Below are 19,303 nucleotides of genomic sequence, written 5' to 3'. Positions count from 1 at the left end.
GTTATTGCGCCCGCACACGGCGCCGCGCGGGTGCGCCCTTCAGTGAGCAAAATGTCGTGCTCCGGTGAGGTAAAGCGTGGTGCCGGTGCCGGCGGCCGCGGCGGTCACCTCGTCATCGCGCACCGACCCGCCGGGGTGCACGATCGCGGTCACACCGGCGCCGGTCAGCGTCTCTAGCCCGTCGGGGAACGGAAAGAACGCGTCCGACGCCGCCACCGCGCCGCGCACCCGATCGCCACCACGTTCCACGGCCAGCCGCGCCGCGTCGACGCGGTTCACCTGACCCATGCCGACGCCGATGGTGGCGCCGCCGGCCGCGATCACGATCGCGTTGGATTTCACGGCGCGACACACGCGCCAGGCGAACACCAGGTCGGCCAGCGTCGCCGGATCGGCGGGCGAGCCGGTGGCCAGGGTCCAGTTCGCCGAGTTATCGCCGTGCGCGTCGAGCTCGTCGCGCTGCTGCACCAACAGGCCACCGCTGATCGGCCGCAGCTCGACACCGCCGCTCAACGGCTCCGAACCCACCAGCACCCGGATGTTCTTCTTGCGCGTCAACACCTCCAGGGCGGCCGGCTCGTAGGCCGGGGCGATGATGACCTCGGTGAAGATGGTGCTCACGTACTCGGCCATCTCCAGGCTGACCTCGGTGTTGGCGGCGATCACCCCGCCGAAGGCGCTCAGCGGATCGCATTCGTGCGCCTTGCGGTGTGCGTCCGCGACCGATACCGAGGAGACGGCGATCCCACATGGGTTGGCGTGCTTGATGATCGCCACGCAGGTCTGCTCATGATCGAAAGCGGCCCGCCAGGCCGCGTCCGCGTCGGTGAAGTTGTTGTAGGACATCTCTTTTCCGTGCAGCTGCTCGGCCTGCGCCAGGCCCGGCCACGCGCCGGGGTCGCTGTAGAGCGCCGCCTGCTGGTGCGGGTTCTCCCCGTAGCGCAGCATCGCCGAGCGACGCCAGCTGCGGCCCAGCCACTTCGGGAAGGTCGCCGGGGGGTGTTCGGGAGCCAGCGTCGACTCCATCCAGCTCGCGACCGCGACGTCGTATTCGGCGGTGTGCTGAAATGCCAGTGCGGCCAGCTTTTTACGTTGGGCAAGGGTGAAGCCGCCTTCACTTACCGCGGCGAGCACGCCGTCGTAGCCGCGTGGGTCGGTGATCACGGCCACGCTGGGATGGTTTTTCGCCGCGGCCCGCACCATCGACGGGCCGCCGATGTCGATCTGTTCGACGCATTCATCGATACTCGCCCCCGAGTCGACGGTCTCGGTGAAGGGGTAGAGGTTGACGATGACGAGCTCGAACGCCGCGATGCCCAGCTCCTCGAGCGCCGCGGCGTGCTCGGGCTTGCGCAGGTCGGCGAGCAGGCCCGCGTGCACACGTGGGTGCAGGGTCTTGACCCGGCCGTCGAGCACCTCTGGGAAACCGGTGAGCTCCTCGACCCGGGTGACCGAAATGCCTTTGTCGGCAATGGTCTTCGCCGTGGAGCCGGTAGAGACGATCTCGACGCCCGCATCGGCCAGGCCCCGGGCGAGGTCGACCAGCCCGGTCTTGTCGTACACGCTGATCAACGCGCGCCGGATCGGCCGTTTGGCGCCTTCGCGCCAGTCGTCGGTGCTCATCGGTTGGTCGCCTTTCGTCCGATCGTCGCTCTTCTCCCGACCAGGGTCAGGCCGCCCGCCGCGATCGCGGCCACCACGTCCACCAGTAGCTTCCGTTCGGTGACTTTGATGCGTTCGTGCAGAGTCTCTTCCGTGTCGCCGTCGAGCACCGGAACGGATTCCTGCGCCAAAATCGGCCCGGTGTCCGTCCCGGCGTCCACCAGGTGCACCGTACAGCCTGTGACCTTCACACCGTAGGCCAGCGCTTCGGCCACCCCGTTCGCGCCCGGGAACGCAGGCAGCAGCGTCGGATGGGTGTTGATGACCCGGCCGTGGAATCTCGAAAGAAATTGTGGCCCAAGTATTTTCATGAATCCTGCGGAGACCACCAGGTCGGGTGAGTGCGCCACGGCGGCCTCGGTTATGGCCGCGTCCCAGCCACCGCGGTCCGGGTGATCGCCCAGCCGGACGGTGAACGCCGGCACGGAAGCGGCCGCGGCGATCGCGATCGCCGGGCAGTCGCGATCGGCACCGACGGCGACCACCCGGGCGGGATAGTCCGCGACGGCCGACGTCAACAGGGCGTTGAGCAGCGACCCGGTGCCGGACGCCAGTACCACCACCCGTGCCGGTGCGTTCGGCGGCACATGGAGCGGTTCGACCACATCGGCGAGCCTAATGGCGATGCGCGACGCGCGGCGACGTGAGGTGGCGCGTTGCCGGGCGCGCCGTGGCGCGGGGAGTGTCGGGTAGCCGACTCCGTCGGCGGTTTGCGCCTTGGCGAGCAGGGCGGCCATAGGGGAATTGCCCGCCTCGCAGCGACAATCGCGGGTGCCACAGCGGCGCCGTCGCACCCGTGCCCGTGTTCCACACCCCGCCCGCCGCGGCAGTCGCTGCGAGGCGGGCAAAAGTCCTAATCCCCGGACTCTCGCTCGGTCGCGTCCCGCTCCGGCTCGGCGGGAGGCGGCGCGTCGTCATCGTCTGGCGCACCTGGTTCGAGCGGCCCGTCATCCGGCGCATCGGGTTCGCGCGGCCCGCCGCCCGGAGCACCGGATTCGAGCGGCCCGCCACTCGGCGCGCCAAGTTCCGCCGAGTCGTCCGGGGGCACGAAGTCCGCGGGTTCCTCGGCCGTCGCAGCGGGCGCGGGCCGGGGCTTGCGCCGTCGGGGACGGCGGCTGATCCCGCCGCTCATCATCACGGTGGCCCCGCCGATGACCGCGAACCAGAAGAAGACGCCGATCAGCAGTGCGCCCTGGTCCACCCCGACGTGGCCGAAGTTGCCCAACTGCCCGCTGCCGGCGTACGCGAGCAGGGACATCGCCAACGCCCCGGCCACCGCGGCGACCAGCAACTTGGCCGCCGCGGCCAGCGGCGGCAGCGCGCGCCGGGCGCATTGCTGGCCGACAGCCACCCCCGACGACGCGCCGATGATCAACAGCGCCACCCACACCGGCCCCAGCGGAGGTCTGGGAACCGCGGCCAGCACCGGCAGCGCCGGGATATCACCCCCGAACACGGTGAACGAACTGAATGTCGCGAACCCGATGTGCGCGCTGGACCCAACGGCCATCGCCGCGGTACCCACAATCACGTTGGGCGCATACAAGATTGACAACAGGGTGAGGCTGAACTCCCCGAAGATCGAGTCGGTGATGCCGTAGAGCTCCTGCATGGTCGACCAGTGCACGACCAGCGACCCCGCCGTCACCAGGCCGGACAACCCGAGCAACGCCAGCAGCCCCGCGGCGGCGGCGCGCAGTGAGTCGCCCACCCAGAAGGGTAACGACGACACCGACAACACACGCGGCCCGATCCTGGACCAGACACCGACGCCGGCCCCGGCGGCATGCACCACAAGCACGCTGAGGAACGCGCGCAGCGCGCTGGGGGTTTGCAGCTCGGTGATCACCGACGACGCATCGTGGATGACGGCCAGGGCGATAGCCGTCATGAACAGCGGGCCGCCCAGCGCCGAGGCGATCACCCAGCGGACGACCAGCCACGACGAGCGGGGCGTGGTGGCCCGTGCGGTGCTGCGCGCGGTCGCCCAGATCATCAGGAGGACCGGCAGCAGCGGCATCACCCCGAGCTCGCGGCCACCGATCGAGACCGGTACCTGGTGCACGCCCAGCCACATGCTGGCGATGGCGCCCAGCGCGCCGGTCATGTCGCTGTTGGCGATCAACAACTGGGTCAGCGTGATCGCGGCGATGATGACCAGCGCCACCACCGCAGGCGCGAACGCGACCCTGACGAGGTCACGCGCCTGGCGAGCGCCTGCTGCCCGGTTGTCCTCCACCCGTGTCACTCTGGGGCACGTTCCCGACTAGGCGCGACAGCGCACGGTTAGGCGGGCGCTGGACCAGACGGTGACGACGGCGACTGCTGCTCCTGGCCGAACTGCTGGCCCCCACCATGCTCGGAGAAGTTAGCCGTCGCGGAGCCAGCTTCGGATCCGCCGGCGTTCGGCGGCGGGCTGAAGCTGGGGAAGCCGGTGGGCGGCGTGTTCGGGCCCTGCTGCTGCGCGGACGGCTGGGGAGCCGACTGCGCGGGCGAAGCGCCGAAACCACCGGTCGGTACGCCGCTCTGGGTGGGCGCCCCGCTCGGCGAGTAGCCGCCGTACTGCGCCCCATATCCCTGCGGGGCCTGCTGCTGGCCCCCGTGTTGCTGCGCCCCGTGTTGCTGGGCGCCCGGCTGCTGACCGTAATAGGGCTGCTGGCCGTACTGGCCGTATTGCCCGTACTGGCCGTATTGCGCGTAGGGGTCGTACTTGGGCCGCGGCGCCGGCGCGGTGATCACCCCGGCGTCGAGCAGCACCACGACCACCGCGGCGATCGCCTGCAGCACGACGGCCGCCACCAGCGGCCACATCGCCCAGCCGATCGAGAAACCGGCGGGCAGGTTGATCGTCTCGGTGATGGCCAGCAAGGCGCCCAGCACCGCGATCACCGCGACGATTCCCGGATAGCTCTTGGTCTTCGGCAGCAGGCCGAGGCCGGCGAGCAGCGCGGCCAGCACGGCAACCACCACCGCGGTGCCGGCGTCACCCGCGCGCCCACCGATGCCGGGGCCGAGCTCGGCGCCGATGGTGAAGGTGGGACCGAAGTTCAACAGGTACGCGGCCAGGCCGAGGACAACCACCGCGATGCTCAGGTACAGCGGGAGCTTGCTCGTCCCGTCGTCGTCCTTGGCGAAGGACGGCGTGGCGCCCGCATAGGTTCCGCCGGGTTGCGCCGGTATATAGCCCGGGCCTCCGGGAGAGTAGGTCATCGCTCCTCCTGTTGCTTCCAGTGCCTTGAACTGCCCAGCGGTCGCCACGGTGGCACGTGCAACGCTGTGCTTCCAGGCGCCTCGCTGCCTTCGCAGACGCGGTCGATCAACCACGCTAGCGCACGTTCGCTAACCCGTGCCGCCGCCACTGCCTTGCACGGCGCGGCCCACAGCGACGGCGCCGCGCTCCGCTCGCGAGACGGTCCGTGTCACAAAGGCTTGCCCAGCGCAGGTAGAACACGTTCTAATTCTCTGCATGGATTACGGGCTTGTGCTTTTTACCAGTGATCGGGGCATCTCGCCGGCGAACGCCGCGAAGCTCGCCGACGACCACGGCTTTGCGACCTTCTACGTGCCAGAACACACTCACATCCCGGTGAAGCGCGAGGCGGCTCACCCCACCACGGGGGACGAATCGCTGCCCGACGATCGCTACATGCGGACACTAGACCCGTGGGTAAGTCTGGGCGCGGCGTGCGCGGTCACCTCGCGGGTGCGGCTGTCGACCGCGGTGGCCCTGCCGGTCGAGCACGACCCAATCACCTTGGCGAAAAGTATTGCCACTCTTGACCACCTGTCGGGCGGCCGGGTCAGTCTGGGCGTCGGGTTCGGCTGGAACACCGACGAACTCGCCGACCACGGCGTACCGGCCGGACGGCGCCGCACCTGCCTGCGCGAGTACCTCGAGGCGATGCGGGCGCTGTGGACACAGGAAGAAGCCTCCTACGACGGCGAATTCGTCAAATTCGGCCCCAGCTGGGCGTGGCCCAAGCCGGTGCAGTCGCACCTCCCGGTGCTGGTGGGCGCCGCGGGCAACGAAAAGAACTTCAAGTGGATCGCCCGCAGCGCCGATGGCTGGATCACCACCCCGCGCGATTTCGATATCGATGAGCCGGTGAAGCTGTTACAGGACACCTGGGCGGCCGCGGGCCGCAACGGTGCTCCGCAGATCGTGGCGCTGGACTTCAAGCCGGTACCCGAGAAGCTCGCCAAGTGGGCCGAGCTCGGGGTGACCGAGGTGCTGTTCGGGTTGCCGGACAAATCCGAGGGCGAGGTCGCCGCCTACGTCGAGCGCCTCGCCGGCAAGCTCGCCGCGATGGTGTAGGCGTCAGAGCGACGCCCGGTTGCCGTTATCGGTGGACCACACAAAAATCTCCGCACCGAGTGGATCGCCGTCGCACATCAGTGCGACGAGATCGTCGTCGTCGGTCGTCGCCATGAACCGCACGTCGTCCGCGGCGAGCCTGCCGACGATGATGCCGGTGCGGGTGGGCCAGTCATACCGCACCGAATACGTCTCGATGGTGGCCGGGCCGTCGGGCGTCTTCGTGACGTCGACCTTCGGCAATGCGTCGATCTCGTGCTTCAGCTCCGCGCAGTTGTCGGTGCGCCAGCCCACCGGAGTGGTCGAGTAGATGCCGACCGAGTACTTGCTCATGATGCCGCCGTTGGCGCCGACGAGGCCGAATTGCCCTGGCCTGTCGCGCATCTGAGCTACCGTTTCGGCGATACCGTGCAGCGAGTAGCTGTTGCCGGGGCCACCGAAGTACGGCAATCCACCGGTCAGCGTCAGGCCGCGCGGGTCGTCGCCGTCGATGCCCAGGGCTTCGCAGATGACGAACACCGGAAACGGGAAGCAGCTGTACAGATCGAACGTGGCGATGTCGTCGATGCCGATTCCGGCCACGCGCAACGCTTCTCGGGCCGCGTGGACCGCTGCCGGGCTGGCGCCGAGGTCGACTCTGTCTAGCATCGCCTGCTCGATCATGTCCGAATGGCCGTGCAGATAAACCCATTTGTCCTCGGCCACACCGAGGCGGGTGGCCGCCTCCACCGACATCAGCACGGCCGCGGCGCCCTGGTTGACCTGATCACGGGCGACGAGCAGCCGCGGGTACGGGTCACAGATCATCCGGTTGTCGTCGGTCAGCGTGACGATCTCGTCGACCGACCGCTCCACAGGTGAAGACGAAAACGGGTTCTTGGCAGCGACTTTCGACATCGGGACGAACAGTTCGGCCATCTCGAGCCGATACTCGGCCACGCTGCGGCCGTGGCGCGCCCGGCGGGCATTCTCCATGAGCCCGTACTGCACGGGGGCGCCGGTCAGGCCGTGCTGAATCGTGTATGCGTCGATGTAGCTGAAGATCCGGTGGCCGCGGTCTTCCAGTTGACCGTCGACGTGTTCGGAGAAGTCCGGCTTGTCGTCGCGGTTTGCGAAGTAACGAGCCGTCGACCCCGCCTCCGAGCCCATGATCACTACGACGTCGGCGTCGCCGGCCACGATGGTGTTGCCCGCCTCGGTGACGAGCTTCTGCGGCCCTTGCCCACCGACGGGTTCGAGTACCACGCGGGCCGGGTTGCCGCCGAGCCGGTTCATCACCGAACGCGGGTAGTTGTTCGACTTGCCGAGGGGTGTCGGAATCGGGCCGGAGATCTCGAATTGTCGCAGTGCGAACACAGTGTCGACGGCCTTCGCAACGCCGGGCGCACCGGTGTCGGCGAGCGCCGCCCGTACCGCCGCCGTCGCGAGGTCGACCGCCGACATGCCCCGGTAGCCGGGGTCGTCGATGCGTTCGGTGAACTGGCCGACGCCGACGAGCACCGGAGTGCGCGGATCCACCGGCATGACGAACCTCCTGGCAACTGTTAGTTCGACAGGCTAACCGATAGCCGGGGCCAAAACGAAACCGCGACCAGGCCGCGGATTCGAAAGTGGAATCGCGCTCTGATCGCAGTCTCGGAATAGAGCTACAGGCTCTTGAGGATCTCCCGGGCCAGCTCCGCCGTCTCCGACGGCGTCTTGCCGACCTTGACGCCCGCCGCCTCCAGGGCCTCCTTCTTGGCGGCCGCGGTGCCCGACGAGCCGGACACGATGGCGCCGGCATGGCCCATCGTCTTGCCCTCCGGCGCGGTGAATCCCGCGACATACCCGACGACCGGCTTGGACACGTTGGCCTTGATGTAGTCGGCCGCGCGTTCCTCGGCGTCACCGCCGATCTCGCCGATCATCACGATGACCTTGGTGTCGGGATCCTTCTCGAAGGCCTCGATGGCGTCGATGTGGGTCGTGCCGATCACCGGGTCGCCACCGATGCCGATCGAGGTGGAGAAGCCGAAATCGCGCAGCTCGTACATCATCTGGTAGGTCAGGGTGCCCGACTTGGACACCAGCCCCACGGGCCCGGGCCCACTGATGTTCGCGGGCGTGATGCCGGCCAGCGCCTCGCCCGGCGTGATGATGCCGGGACAGTTCGGCCCGATGATGCGGGTCTTCTGGCCTTTGTCGACGTTATAGGCCCACGCGTAGGCGCTGTCCTGCACCGGAATTCCCTCGGTGATGACCACCAGCAGCGGGATCTCGGCGTCGATGGCCTCGATGATCGCGTCCTTGGCGAACTTGGGCGGCACGAAGACGACCGACACGTTGGCGCCGGTCTCCTTCATCGCCTCGGCGACGGTGCCGAACACCGGCAGCTCGACGTCCTTGCCCACAGGGTCCACGTGCGAGACGGTGGTGCCCGCCTTGCGGGCGTTCACCCCACCGACGACCTGGGTGCCGGCCTTCAGCATCAGCGCGGTGTGCTTGGTGCCCTCGCCGCCGGTGATGCCCTGGACGATGACTTTGGAGTCCTTATTCAAAAAGATCGACATGGCTTGGCTCCCTTACTTGTTCGCCAGCTCGGCGGCTTTGTCGGCACCGGCGTCCATGGTCTCGGCCTGGATGACCAGCGGGTGGTTGGCTTGGGCCAGGATCTGGCGGCCCTCGTCGACGTTGTTGCCGTCGAGGCGGACCACCAGCGGCTTGTTGGCCTCGTCGCCGAGCATCTTCAGCGCGGTCACGATCCCGTTGGCGACGGCGTCGCACGAGGTGATGCCGCCGAACACGTTCACGAAGACGCTCTTGACCTGCTTGTCGTTCAGGATGACGTCCAGCCCCGCGGCCATCACTTCGGCCGACGCGCCACCGCCGATGTCGAGGAAGTTGGCCGGCTTGACGCCGCCGTGCTTCTCGCCCGCGTAGGCGACCACGTCGAGCGTGGACATCACCAGGCCCGCGCCGTTACCGATGATGCCGACCGCACCGTCCAGCTTGACGTAGTTGAGGTCGTGCTCCTTGGCCTTGAGCTCCAGCGGGTCGGTGGCGTCGCGGTCCTCGAACTCGGCGTGGTCGGGCTGACGGAAGTCGGCGTTGGCGTCCAACGTGACCTTGCCGTCCAGCGCAAGAATTTGGTCTTGCGGGTCGCGCACCAGCGGGTTGACCTCAACCAGGGTGGCGTCTTCGGCGACGAACACCTCCCACAGCTTGTTGATGGTCACCGCGGCGGCGTCGAGCACCTCGGCGGGCAGGTGGCCCTGCTCCGCGATGGAACGGGCGGTCGCCAGGTCGACGCCCTTGACGGCGTCCACCGGAACCTTCGCCAGCCGCTCGGGCTTGGTGGCGGCCACCTCCTCGATCTCCATGCCGCCCTCGACCGAGCACATTGCCAGGTAGGTGCGGTTGGCGCGGTCGAGCAGGAAGGAGATGTAGTACTCCTCGGCGATGTCGCTGGCCTCGGCGACCAGCAGCTTCTTCACCACGTGCCCCTTGATGTCGAGGCCGAGGATGTTCTTGGCGTGCTCGTAGGCGTCGTCGGGTGTCGCCGCGTACTTGACGCCCCCCGCCTTTCCGCGCCCGCCGACCTTCACCTGCGCTTTGACCATCACCGGACGGCCGATTTCGGTGGCGATCTCGCGAGCGCCCTCGGCGGTGTCGGTCACTCGTCCCGGCGTAGTCGGTACGTTGTGCTTGGCGAACAATTCTTTTGCTTGATACTCGAAAAGGTCCATGGACTCTCTGTCTTCGCTCGACTCAACTTCTAGGCCTCGTGGTGGGCGGCGCCGCGCTCGGCAACTCGCACGGACGAACTGTATCCACCCCGCTGACGGCGTCTACCGCCGCGTCCGCCGATGTGGCTCAGCTCACGGGCCACGGGTTGACCGTGCTCGTGATCCAAATCACAATTCTGCCCGGATTCACCCGCGAGGTTGCCAGTCCCGAGCGTCAGCGGATACCTTCCTAGGGTCCAGATAACGTTATGGTCACGATACGAGGACATTTCAGGTTGTCCCAGCACCGTTTTGCCCGGCCTTCTGCCGTGGCTGAAGGCGTCCTTAGGGTCGGTCGCGCGGCAGGCGCCCGACGGTCCGAGGCACCGCATCGCACCGAGGTCACGGAGATTCTTCCGCTCGACGGGTTCGACTTCGACGACTTCGACCTCAGCGACGACACCGGCGATCTCGGCGACCTGGACTTCAGCAATGACTCGCCGTTCGACAACGAAGCGCAGGTGCTGCTGGCACCCGAGCTCGACGACCTGACCGAGGCCGACGACGTCCGCCCGCTGTGGCTGGCCGTGCCCGTCACCGAGATGCTGCCGAAGGTGATCGCCGAGCCGCGCAGCGAGCGACGTCTGGAACGCTCGCACCGCACCGACGTTGTCGGCGTCGCACGCCGCGGAGGACAGCACCGCAAGGAACCGACCAGCGCGGCCCGGGGCCGCCTGCTGATCTCGGCGATGGCGGCGGGAGCGGCCGCCGCGGCCGCCCACACGGCCACCAGTCACGCCGACACCCCCAAGACCGACGCCGTGCTGACGGCCAACGCGTCGTCGCTAACCGGCGGGGCGGGCAGTGGCACCGTTCGCGGCCCGCAGGTGATCGCCGCGGCGCCGGCGGCCACCGCCGCGCTGCACAACCAGGAGTTCGCCAAGGGCGTCGCCTTCGCCAACGATCGCGCGCAGCGCGAGGCGCGGTTGTCCCAGCCGCTCTACGTGATGCCGACCAAGGGCATCTTCACCTCCAACTTCGGCTACCGCTGGGGCGTGTTGCACGCCGGCATCGACCTGGCCAACTCGATCGGGACACCGATCTACGCGGTGTCCGACGGCGTCGTCATCGACTCCGGCCCTGCCAGCGGCTACGGCATGCTGGTCAAGTTGCGCCACGCCGATGGGACGGTCACGCTCTACGGCCACATCAACACCACGTTGGTCAGCGTCGGTGAGCGCGTGATGGCCGGCGACCAGATCGCCACCATGGGTAACCGGGGCAATTCCACCGGCCCGCACCTGCATTTCGAGGTGCTGCAGGGCGGCACCGAGAGGATCGACCCCGTGCCGTGGCTCGCTAAGCGTGGTCTTATGGTCGGCAACTACGCTGGCTGAGGTGACCGCGCCGAACGACGAACATCCCGGTCCGCGTCCGCCCGAGCCCACACCGCAGCACGATTCGCCCTCCGACTCACGGACACGGATCATCCGGCGCGCGCCGACCGGGCCCATCCCGACCACGCCGGACACCCCGACCACCCACTTCTCCCCGCAGTCACCGCCCCACCGGGCAGCATCCCGCGCGGGTTACGCCGGAGTGGCGGCGCCCGAGCCCACCGATCGGACGGCCGTCGCCGCGTGCGCGGTGAGCATCGTCAGCGGCTGGGCAACCTCGGTGGTGGCCACCGACCTGATTGCCGGTTGGTGGCGAACCGACCGCCTGTTCTGCATCGCGGTCGCCTTCTTGGCCCTGGTGTTCGCGGGCACCACGGTGTCGGGCGTGATCATGCTCCTGCAGCGCCGGGCGGTGAGCCGCTACCTCTTGGCGGCCGGCGCGCTGGTCGCGGTGCTGACCTACGCGGGCGTGTTCATCGCGGGTGCCCGCGTCGCGTGGGTGGTGCACCTGCTGCCGATATTGCCGGTCGCCACGGTGGTGCTGGTGATGCTGCCCCAGACTAAACGGTGGCTGGAGGCCTGAGCCCGCGCCGATCGGTGGCCGTCAGAGCTTGCTGAGCGGCGCGTGGTTGTGCATCAGCTTCACCCGGCCAGAGCTGCCGAAGTCGATCAGTGACATCGCCGATTCGCCGACGCCGGAAACTTCCTCGACCCGGCCGAGTCCGTACTTGTCGTGCGTTACCCGGTCGCCGGGTGCGAGCACCAGTAGCGGGCGCTTGCTCATGCCCGAGCGGGTCGGGGCCGCCCGCGGCGTGCCGAACCGGCCGGCGCCGCTCACCGGCGCACTGAACGACGGACCAGGCGCGGTGCGTCGCCATTCGATGAGTTCCTGCGGAATCTCTTGCAGGAAGCGCGATTCCGGGTTCAGCATGGGCTGCCCCCAGGAGGACCGGACGATGGCTCTGCTCACGTAGAGCCGTTGGCGGGCCCGGGTGATCCCGACGTAGGCCAACCGCCGCTCCTCGGAGAGTTCGACCGGATCGTCCAACGACCGCATGTGGGGGAACATCCCGTCCTCCCAGCCGGTCACGAACACCACCGGGAACTCGAGGCCCTTGGCGGTGTGCAGGGTCATCAGGGTGACCATGCCGGCGCCGTCCTCGGGGATCTCGTCGCTGTCGGAGACCAGCGACACCCGCTCCAGAAACTCCGCCAGCACGCCGGTATCCGGCACGTCTTCGTCTTCGGGGGTCTGCAGCGACTCGCCCAGCGCCGCGGCGTTGGCCCGGTCGGTGCTGAATTCGTGCGCCACGCTGACGAGTTCGTTGAGGTTGTCCAAGCGCGCGAGTTCTTGCGGATCGGTAGAGGATTCGAGTTCGCGGCGGTAGCCGGTGCGTTCGAGCACCGACTCGACCAGGTCACCGAGATCGTCGTCCAGGCGGCCGCGCAGCTCGTCCAGCAGCTCGACGAAACCGGCGATCGCCTTCTCCGCCCGCGAATTCAGCATCGGCACTTTGCCGTCGGCCGCGGCCAGGAGCGCGTCGGCGAAACTGGCGCCGGTGTTCTCGGCGTACACCGCCACACACGCCTCGGCACGATCGCCGATGCCCCGGCGCGGGGTGTTGAGGATGCGCCGCATGCTGACCGCGTCGCCGGGGTTGTCGAGCACCCTGAGGTAGGCGACGATGTCACGAATCTCTTTGCGCTCGTAAAACCGCACTCCCCCAACGACTTTGTAGGGGATTCCGGCGCGGATGAACACCTCTTCGAACGATCGCGACGAGTTGTTGGTGCGGTAGAAGATGGCGACGTCGTTGTAGGTGATCTCACCCCTGTCGGCGAGGGCGTCGATCTCTTCGGCGACGAAGCGGGCCTCGTCGTGCTCGTTGTCGGCGACGTAGCCGACGATCAGCTCGCCGGCGCCTTCGGCCGTCCACAACCGCTTGTCGCGGCGGCCGGAGTTGCGGGCGATCACCGAGTTGGCCGCGGACAGGATGTTCTGCGTCGAGCGGTAATTCTGTTCCAGCAGAATCGTTGTCGCGTTCGGGTAATCGCGTTCGAAGTCCTCGATGTTGCGGATGGTGGCGCCCCGGAAGGCATAGATCGACTGGTCGGCGTCGCCGACCACGCACAACTCCGCCGGGGGCACCTCGTCGGGGACTTCCTCGCCGCCGCGCTGCCCCGCCTCGCCTCCGCCGTGGCCGGCCAGTTCGCGCACCAGCACGTACTGCGCGTGGTTGGTGTCCTGGTACTCGTCGACGAGGACATGGCGGAAGCGCCGCCGGTAGTGCTGGGCGATCTGCGGGAAGGCCTGCAACACCGCCACGGTCTCGCCGATCAGGTCGTCGAAATCCAGCGCGTTGGCCGCGCGCAGCCGCCGCTGGTATTCGCCGTAGACCCCGGCCACCGTGCGGGACAGCTCGTCGGAGTCGTCGGTCAGGTCGGCGACCGCCTCGGCGGGGTCGATCAGCTCGTTCTTCAGGTTCGAGATGGCGTTGGCCAGCAGGCGTGGCGAGTAGCGCTTGATGTCGAGCCCCATGTCGCGCCCGATCATCTGCAGCAGGCGCCGGGAGTCGTCGGCGTCGTAGATGGAGAAGTTGGAGTTGAGTCCGTCGATCAGGGACGCCTGGTTGCGCAGGATGCGCACGCACGTCGAGTGGAAGGTGGACACCCACATGGCGCGGGCCCGGTTGCCCACCAGGCGCACCACCCGTTCGCGCATCTCGGCGGCGGCTTTGTTGGTGAAGGTGATGGCCAGCACCTGGCCGACACCGACCCCGCGTTCGGCGATCAGGTACGCGATGCGGCGGGTCAGCACCGCGGTCTTTCCCGAGCCCGCGCCCGCGACGATCAGCAGAGGAGAACCCTCGTGCACCACCGCTTGGCGTTGCTGCGGATTGAGGTCCTTCAGCAGTTGGTCTGCTTCGGAGGCCTGCTGGGCATCTGCTGTGTGCACACTCATGTCAGTCCAAACCTACCGCCGCCCACCGACGCACGGCGCCGCGGAGTTCAGACCAGGCTAGTGGCCCGGGTGGCCGCGACGGCGTCAGGCCGACTTCCGGGAGTTCGGCGTGTCGCGATGCGATCGGCGCACCGGCCGCCAATTCGCTCCCGAATCGTGAACACGCAGCTTGAACGCCGTTTTTTGCGCGCTTGCCGGTGTTGGTGGCACACTCGATTCGTGCTGAATGTGCAGTGCAGCCGACGCTCCCCCGGCCACGAGTGGCGCCGCCGATTTTCCTACGGGTACCCGTTCGCGGTACCCGTGGCCTAACTGCTTCCGCAGAGCCCCGTGGTCCGCACTCGCCCACCCGGGGCTCGTCTTTTGTGAGGCCCGATACCGCATGAGACCAGAACCCCCACATCACGACGAAGACGCGGAGTCAGCAGAGATGAACACCGAGACCGTGGAGCCCGAAGAGGTCACCGACATTGACGAGCTGCGCCGCGAGATCGACCGGCTCGACGCCGCGATTCTCGCCGCGGTGAAGCGGCGCACCGAGGTGTCGCAGGCGATCGGCAAGGCGCGGATGGCGTCGGGCGGCACGCGGCTCGTCCACAGCCGCGAGATGAAGGTCATCGAGCGCTACAGCGAGCTCGGCGTCGAGGGCAAGGACCTGGCGATGCTGCTGTTGCGGATGGGCAGGGGCCGGCTTGGTCACTGACCTGGCCGGGTCTGTCGGCCGGCCCCACGGCCCGCCGCGACACCTGGCTCCGTCACGTCGGAGCCCATAGGGTCGAAGTATGACCCCGGTGCACACCACCCTCCCCGACATCACCGCCACTCCGGCATGGGACGCCCTGCGCAGGCATCATGAACAAATCGGCGACACCCATCTGCGCCAGTTCTTCGACGACGATCCCGATCGCGGCCGGGAGCTGACGGTCACCGTCGGCGATCTCTACATCGACTACAGCAAGCATCGGATCACGCGAGAAACGCTGCGGCTCTTGGTCGATCTGGCGCACACGGCCAACCTCGAAGAGCGGCGCGACCAGATGTTCGCCGGGGTGCACATCAACACCTCGGAGGATCGCGCGGTCCTGCACACCGCGCTGCGACTGCCCCGCGACGCCGAACTGGTGGTGGACGGCGAAAACGTCGTGCAGGACGTGCACTCGGTGCTCGACGCCATGGGCGAGTTCACCGACCGGCTGCGCAGCGGTGAATGGACCGGGGCCAGCGGCAAACGGATCAACACGGTGGTCAACATCGGCATCGGCGGATCGGACCTCGGTCCCGTGATGGTCTACCAGGCGCTGCGCCACTACGCGGACGCGGGCATATCGGCGCGGTTCGTCTCCAACGTGGACCCGGCCGACCTGATCGCCACCCTGGCCGACTTAGAACCCGCCACAACGCTTTTCATCGTCGCGTCCAAGACGTTCTCGACGCTGGAAACCCTGACCAACGCCACGGCCGCGCGCCGCTGGATCACCGACGCGCTCGGCGACGCCGCGGTGGCCCAGCACTTCGTCGCCGTCTCCACCAACAAGCGCCTCGTCGACGACTTCGGCATCAACACCGAGAACATGTTCGGGTTCTGGGATTGGGTCGGGGGCCGCTACTCGGTGGACTCGGCGATCGGCCTGTCGGTCATGGCCGTCATCGGCCGGGAAGCCTTCGCGGACTTCCTCTCCGGGTTTCACATCGTGGACCGGCATTTCAAGACCGCGCCGCTGGAATCCAATGCGCCTGTGCTGCTGGGGCTTATCGGCCTGTGGTACTCCAATTTCATGGGCGCACAGTCCCGTGCCGTGCTGCCCTATTCCAACGACCTGGCCCGCTTTGCGGCCTACCTGCAGCAGTTGACCATGGAGTCCAACGGCAAGTCGACCCGCGCGGACGGCAGCCCGGTCGCCACCGACACCGGCGAAATCTTCTGGGGCGAGCCGGGAACCAATGGCCAGCACGCCTTCTACCAATTGCTGCACCAAGGCACACGTTTGGTGCCCGCCGATTTCATCGGGTTCAGCCAGCCACTCGACGACCTGCCCACCGCCGAGGGCGGCGGCAGCATGCACGACCTGTTGATGAGCAACTTCTTCGCCCAGACCCAGGTGCTGGCCTTCGGCAAGACCGCCGAGGAGATCGCCGCCGAAGGCACGGACGCAAACGTCGTGCCGCACAAGGTGATGCCCGGAAACCGGCCGTCGACCTCGATCCTGGCCGACCGGCTCACCCCGTCGGTGCTGGGCCAGCTGATCGCGTTGTACGAGCATCAGGTCTTCACCGAGGGCGTGGTCTGGGGAATCGACTCGTTCGACCAGTGGGGCGTGGAGCTGGGCAAGACCCAGGCCAAGGCCCTGCTTCCGGTGATCACCTCCGACAAGCCGCCGGCGCCGCAGTCGGACAGCTCCACCGACGCGCTGGTGCGCCGCTACCGCAGCGAAAGAGGCCGCGCGGACTGACTTTTCGTGTCGGCCGCGGCTGTCAGCGGGTGGGGACTTCGAGCTCTGAACCGAGTCGGCGGACAAACGTGCGCAGCCGTTCTTGAGTCGCGTTCTGCGGGTCACTCAGGTGCAGCTGCAGCAATTCCCGACCGGCGGCATGCAGGATCCGCGCGGTGTACTCCGGCTCGTGCAGGGTGGGACTGTGGCGCAGCAACTCCTTGACGAAGAACTTCAGGACGACGGCCTGCGACTGGGCCAGCCGCGCATACAACTCCGGCGGGGCGCCCTGCGGGGGAAACAAGAACAGCCGCCAGGTCGCCGGGTGGGCGTCGACGGCGGCCAGCACACCGTCGAACGCGACCACCAGCGACTCGTCCTCGGCGACGGTGTCCAATCCCGAGATCGCCTCGGCAAACTGTGCGCCGGCGCGTGCCGCCTCGCGGTCGATCAGCGCGACGAACAGCCCCGCCGGATCGCCGAAGAGCTGATAGATCAACGATCGATTGATCCCGGCCGCCTCGGCGATGCGCAGCGGCGTCGCCGCGTGGAATCCCTCGACGTCCACGATCGCGTGCGTGACATCGAGGATCTGCTCGCGCCGCCCCTCGGCAGTCATCCGTCGCTTCGCCGTCACGCTTGACAGCATAACTAACAACTTGTGAGTATTACTCACGACGTGTTAGTTAGCGGGAGGTTGTCTGATGGTCACGTTTTACCCCGAGCTCGCGCGGCGGGTCCGAAGCCAGCGCGACCTGCAGCCCGACCTCTATGGGAACTTCGACTTCGACCAGCGGCCGGACCGGCTAGCCACCCAGCCCGACGTCGACTCCGCCCTGCCCACCTGGGTCGCCGACCGCGCGCCGATCCTGAAAGACGACCGCATCATGGAATTGATCAGCACCGCCACGCTGCTCGGTGACGTCGTCGCGGATCCCTATGCCGCCCTGATGAATACGCACAGCGTCAGCCAGCTGATCGACATGCTCAAGACGGCCTGCCGCGAGGGTATCGAGGCGGTTCCCGACGCGCCTGCCGAGCTCGCGGCGTTCCTCGCCGCCATGGAGGCCACCCCGGAGTGGATCGACTTCGACCTCGTCCGCGAGGGTGCCCGCCAGGAGCGCATCCCCGCGGCGCTGCTGGCCCCGTTCATCACGCGGGGCGCGTTCATCGCGACCTTCACCAACACCTACGCCGCGCTGCCGATGGCCCTGACCGGCGCGCTCTCGGGTAAGCGGGCCGCACGGCGGGTCAACGAGACGGCCAGTTTCTTCGCCGTCACCACCCTGCCCAACGCGCTGGACCGCTACGGGCCCGGCTTCGAGGCCGCCGCCATGGTCCGGTTGATGCATTCGATGGTGCGCTACAACGCGCTGAAGAAGTCGGACAAGTGGGACACCGCGATCTACGGCATGCCGGTGCCGCAGGTCGACCAGATGCCCGCCGGGATGATCGGGCAGTACCTGCTGGCCCGCAAGGCGCACCAGGAGGGCCGCACCGAGTTCACCGCCGAAGAACGCGCCGTCGTCGAATTCGCCAGGTACCGTTGCTTTTTGCTGGGACTGCCGGAGGAACTGCTGCCCTGCGAACCCGCCGACATCATGCACGTCCTGCACGCGCGCTCGGCGCTGCTACGGCACGGATTCGACGACATCTGCCGCGAACTGGTCAGCGGCACGATGTCGGCCTATCTGCGCCCGAACACCACCTTGTTCGACCGGTGCGCCGAGGCGGTCGAGAAGAGCTTCAGCAAGCTCACGTTCGTCCGCACGTTCTGCGGCGGTGACCGCGACGTCGCCGAGGCCATGGGCGTATCCCTCGGGTCGACGGACCTCATCCGCGTCGCGCTGACCGTGCCCTTCATCATCGGCCGGTTCACCGCCGTCCAGCAGGCCAGCCGCATCCCCGTGATCCGCGACATCACCGACGCCTACGTCATCGGGCTGCTCAAGCTCCGGCTGGCGACCTACGGCAAGCCCGAATTCACCACCGACGCAGCGCATTACACGCCAGCATCGCACTGACTGCTCGGGGCGAACGGGCGCACTCAGGCGAAAAATTTGGTCAGCTGGGGCGGCAGCGTCCGCATCAACTGCACCAGCGGGGCCCACGGCCACCACGGCACCACGGCCCGGCCCGCCTCCCGCTCCATGGCGCCGACAAGCGCCTTGACGCCAGTTTCGTTGTCCACCATCAACATTGTGCTGTTGGACTTGGCCGTCATCTCGGACTCGATGTAGCCGGGCTCGATGACCGAAACCTTGACGGGCCCCTTGGCGTATTCGGCGCGCAGCGACTCGCCCAGCGAGCTCACCCCGGCCTTGCTCGCCGCGTAGGCCGCCTTGACTCCGGGCACGCCCTTGTTGCCGAGCACAGACGAGATCAGCACCAGGTGGCCCGAACCGGACTTGTTGAACATCTCGAGCGCGGTCTCGATCTGCACCAGAGCGGACACCAGGTTGGTCTCGAGGGTGGCCTTGTTGGCCCACAGCTTGCCGGATCCCAGTTTTGCGCCCTTGCCGATGCCGGCGTTGACGATGATCCGGTCGATGCCGCCCAGCTCGTCGCTGAGTTCGGCGAAGACCTTGGGGACGGCCTCGTGGTCGTTGACGTCGAGCGCGGCGACCGCGATCGTGATGCCCGGGTATTTCTGCGACAGCTCGGCTTTGAGCTCGTCGAGCCGGTCGGTGCGACGCGCACACAACGCCAGGTCGCGGCCCTTGGCCGCGAACGCGCGCGCCATGCCGGCACCCAGCCCGGAGCTGGCACCGGTGATGAGGATCTTCTGGCGAGTCATCGGGGCAGCATATCGACAGGTGTCAAGTCGCGGACCG

Annotated in this window: 16 protein-coding genes; 6 read left to right on the top strand and 10 right to left on the bottom strand. The window is 67.8% G+C overall.

The features are described from left to right. Window positions 1–39: 39 nt before the first annotated feature. The 4 genes from purH to OQ789_RS23140 all read right to left on the bottom strand — a co-directional run bounded on the left by purH (window position 40) and on the right by OQ789_RS23140 (window position 4,872). On the bottom strand, window positions 40–1,623 hold the full coding sequence (purH, locus tag OQ789_RS23155; protein ID WP_324688511.1) for a bifunctional phosphoribosylaminoimidazolecarboxamide formyltransferase/IMP cyclohydrolase: 1,584 nt from the start codon (window positions 1,621–1,623) through the stop codon (window positions 40–42). After that, window positions 1,620–2,267: a phosphoribosylglycinamide formyltransferase gene (purN, locus tag OQ789_RS23150; RefSeq protein WP_324688510.1), complete on the bottom strand. Its 648-nt coding sequence runs from the start codon at window positions 2,265–2,267 to the stop codon at window positions 1,620–1,622. The genes purH and purN overlap by 4 nt, the downstream gene beginning before the upstream one ends. 248 nt (window positions 2,268–2,515) lie before the next feature. Beyond that, window positions 2,516–3,901 carry a DUF6350 family protein gene (locus OQ789_RS23145; protein ID WP_324688509.1) on the bottom strand — a complete coding sequence of 462 codons (1,386 nt, stop codon included), beginning with the start codon at window positions 3,899–3,901 and terminating at the stop codon, window positions 2,516–2,518. 47 nt (window positions 3,902–3,948) lie between these two features. Further along, window positions 3,949–4,872 carry a DUF5336 domain-containing protein gene (locus tag OQ789_RS23140; protein WP_324688508.1) on the bottom strand — a complete coding sequence of 308 codons (924 nt, stop codon included), beginning with the start codon at window positions 4,870–4,872 and terminating at the stop codon, window positions 3,949–3,951. A gap of 256 nt (window positions 4,873–5,128) precedes the next feature. Between OQ789_RS23140 and OQ789_RS23135 the strand changes: the two genes are divergently transcribed. Further along, the gene (locus OQ789_RS23135; protein WP_324688507.1) at window positions 5,129–5,977 is read left to right on the top strand and encodes an LLM class F420-dependent oxidoreductase; all 849 of its coding nucleotides are present in this window, start codon (window positions 5,129–5,131) and stop codon (window positions 5,975–5,977) included. Between the two features lie 3 nt (window positions 5,978–5,980). Here OQ789_RS23135 and OQ789_RS23130 read toward each other — a convergent pair whose 3' ends face one another. The 3 genes from OQ789_RS23130 to sucC form a co-directional block, all read right to left on the bottom strand. Continuing rightward, window positions 5,981–7,501 carry an acetyl-CoA acetyltransferase gene (locus OQ789_RS23130; protein ID WP_324688506.1) on the bottom strand — a complete coding sequence of 507 codons (1,521 nt, stop codon included), beginning with the start codon at window positions 7,499–7,501 and terminating at the stop codon, window positions 5,981–5,983. Between the two features lie 122 nt (window positions 7,502–7,623). After that, complete coding sequence (gene sucD / locus OQ789_RS23125; protein WP_065031183.1) at window positions 7,624–8,526, bottom strand: succinate--CoA ligase subunit alpha; 903 nt, start codon at window positions 8,524–8,526, stop codon at window positions 7,624–7,626. Between the two features lie 12 nt (window positions 8,527–8,538). After that, a complete protein-coding gene (gene sucC, locus OQ789_RS23120; protein WP_324688505.1) occupies window positions 8,539–9,702 on the bottom strand; it encodes an ADP-forming succinate--CoA ligase subunit beta in 1,164 nt (387 codons plus the stop codon). Window positions 9,703–9,977: 275 nt separating this feature from the next. Between sucC and OQ789_RS23115 the strand changes: the two genes are divergently transcribed. Both OQ789_RS23115 and OQ789_RS23110 read left to right on the top strand, forming a co-directional pair. Continuing rightward, a complete protein-coding gene (locus OQ789_RS23115; RefSeq protein WP_420716185.1) occupies window positions 9,978–11,078 on the top strand; it encodes a M23 family metallopeptidase in 1,101 nt (366 codons plus the stop codon). Window position 11,079: 1 nt separating this feature from the next. After that, a complete protein-coding gene (locus OQ789_RS23110) occupies window positions 11,080–11,661 on the top strand; it encodes a hypothetical protein (RefSeq protein WP_324688503.1) in 582 nt (193 codons plus the stop codon). Between the two features lie 21 nt (window positions 11,662–11,682). On the opposite strand, the gene pcrA is transcribed toward OQ789_RS23110, so the two are convergent. Continuing rightward, window positions 11,683–14,040, bottom strand: a complete 2,358-nt coding sequence (gene pcrA / locus OQ789_RS23105; protein ID WP_324688502.1) for a DNA helicase PcrA — start codon at window positions 14,038–14,040, stop codon at window positions 11,683–11,685. A gap of 382 nt (window positions 14,041–14,422) precedes the next feature. On the opposite strand from pcrA, the gene OQ789_RS23100 reads away from it, so the two are divergent. Beyond that, a complete protein-coding gene (locus OQ789_RS23100; RefSeq protein ID WP_324688501.1) occupies window positions 14,423–14,743 on the top strand; it encodes a chorismate mutase in 321 nt (106 codons plus the stop codon). 79 nt (window positions 14,744–14,822) lie between these two features. Continuing rightward, window positions 14,823–16,490, top strand: a complete 1,668-nt coding sequence (gene pgi / locus OQ789_RS23095; RefSeq protein ID WP_324688500.1) for a glucose-6-phosphate isomerase — start codon at window positions 14,823–14,825, stop codon at window positions 16,488–16,490. 22 nt (window positions 16,491–16,512) lie between these two features. Here the strand turns inward: pgi and OQ789_RS23090 are convergent, their stop codons facing one another. Continuing rightward, window positions 16,513–17,088 (bottom strand): TetR/AcrR family transcriptional regulator, encoded by a 576-nt coding sequence (locus tag OQ789_RS23090; protein WP_324688537.1) that lies wholly within the window; start codon window positions 17,086–17,088, stop codon window positions 16,513–16,515. 85 nt (window positions 17,089–17,173) lie between these two features. On the opposite strand from OQ789_RS23090, the gene OQ789_RS23085 reads away from it, so the two are divergent. Further along, the gene (locus OQ789_RS23085; protein WP_324688499.1) at window positions 17,174–18,493 is read left to right on the top strand and encodes an oxygenase MpaB family protein; all 1,320 of its coding nucleotides are present in this window, start codon (window positions 17,174–17,176) and stop codon (window positions 18,491–18,493) included. Window positions 18,494–18,516: 23 nt separating this feature from the next. Here the strand turns inward: OQ789_RS23085 and OQ789_RS23080 are convergent, their stop codons facing one another. Beyond that, on the bottom strand, window positions 18,517–19,266 hold the full coding sequence (locus OQ789_RS23080) for an SDR family oxidoreductase (protein ID WP_324688498.1): 750 nt from the start codon (window positions 19,264–19,266) through the stop codon (window positions 18,517–18,519). Window positions 19,267–19,303 lie beyond the last annotated feature (37 nt).

The sequence above is a fragment of the Mycobacterium sp. 94-17 genome (genome assembly GCF_035617725.1).
In the GTDB taxonomy this organism is placed as follows: Bacteria; Actinomycetota; Actinomycetes; order Mycobacteriales; family Mycobacteriaceae; genus Mycobacterium.
This window is presented reverse-complemented; position numbering and strand designations above follow the sequence as displayed.

Excerpts from the sequence above, each read along its gene's own strand:
- purH (WP_324688511.1), bottom strand. The coding sequence starts at position 1,623 with ATGAGCACCGACGACTGGCGCGAAGGCGCCAAACGGCCGATCCGGCGC.
- OQ789_RS23140 (WP_324688508.1), bottom strand. The coding sequence starts at position 4,872 with ATGACCTACTCTCCCGGAGGCCCGGGCTATATACCGGCGCAACCCGGC.
- OQ789_RS23135 (WP_324688507.1), top strand. The coding sequence starts at position 5,129 with ATGGATTACGGGCTTGTGCTTTTTACCAGTGATCGGGGCATCTCGCCG.
- OQ789_RS23130 (WP_324688506.1), bottom strand. The coding sequence starts at position 7,501 with ATGCCGGTGGATCCGCGCACTCCGGTGCTCGTCGGCGTCGGCCAGTTC.
- sucD (WP_065031183.1), bottom strand. The coding sequence starts at position 8,526 with ATGTCGATCTTTTTGAATAAGGACTCCAAAGTCATCGTCCAGGGCATC.
- sucC (WP_324688505.1), bottom strand. The coding sequence starts at position 9,702 with ATGGACCTTTTCGAGTATCAAGCAAAAGAATTGTTCGCCAAGCACAAC.
- pcrA (WP_324688502.1), bottom strand. The coding sequence starts at position 14,040 with ATGAGTGTGCACACAGCAGATGCCCAGCAGGCCTCCGAAGCAGACCAA.
- OQ789_RS23100 (WP_324688501.1), top strand. The coding sequence starts at position 14,423 with ATGAGACCAGAACCCCCACATCACGACGAAGACGCGGAGTCAGCAGAG.
- pgi (WP_324688500.1), top strand. The coding sequence starts at position 14,823 with ATGACCCCGGTGCACACCACCCTCCCCGACATCACCGCCACTCCGGCA.
- OQ789_RS23090 (WP_324688537.1), bottom strand. The coding sequence starts at position 17,088 with ATGACTGCCGAGGGGCGGCGCGAGCAGATCCTCGATGTCACGCACGCG.
- OQ789_RS23085 (WP_324688499.1), top strand. The coding sequence starts at position 17,174 with ATGGTCACGTTTTACCCCGAGCTCGCGCGGCGGGTCCGAAGCCAGCGC.
- OQ789_RS23080 (WP_324688498.1), bottom strand. The coding sequence starts at position 19,266 with ATGACTCGCCAGAAGATCCTCATCACCGGTGCCAGCTCCGGGCTGGGT.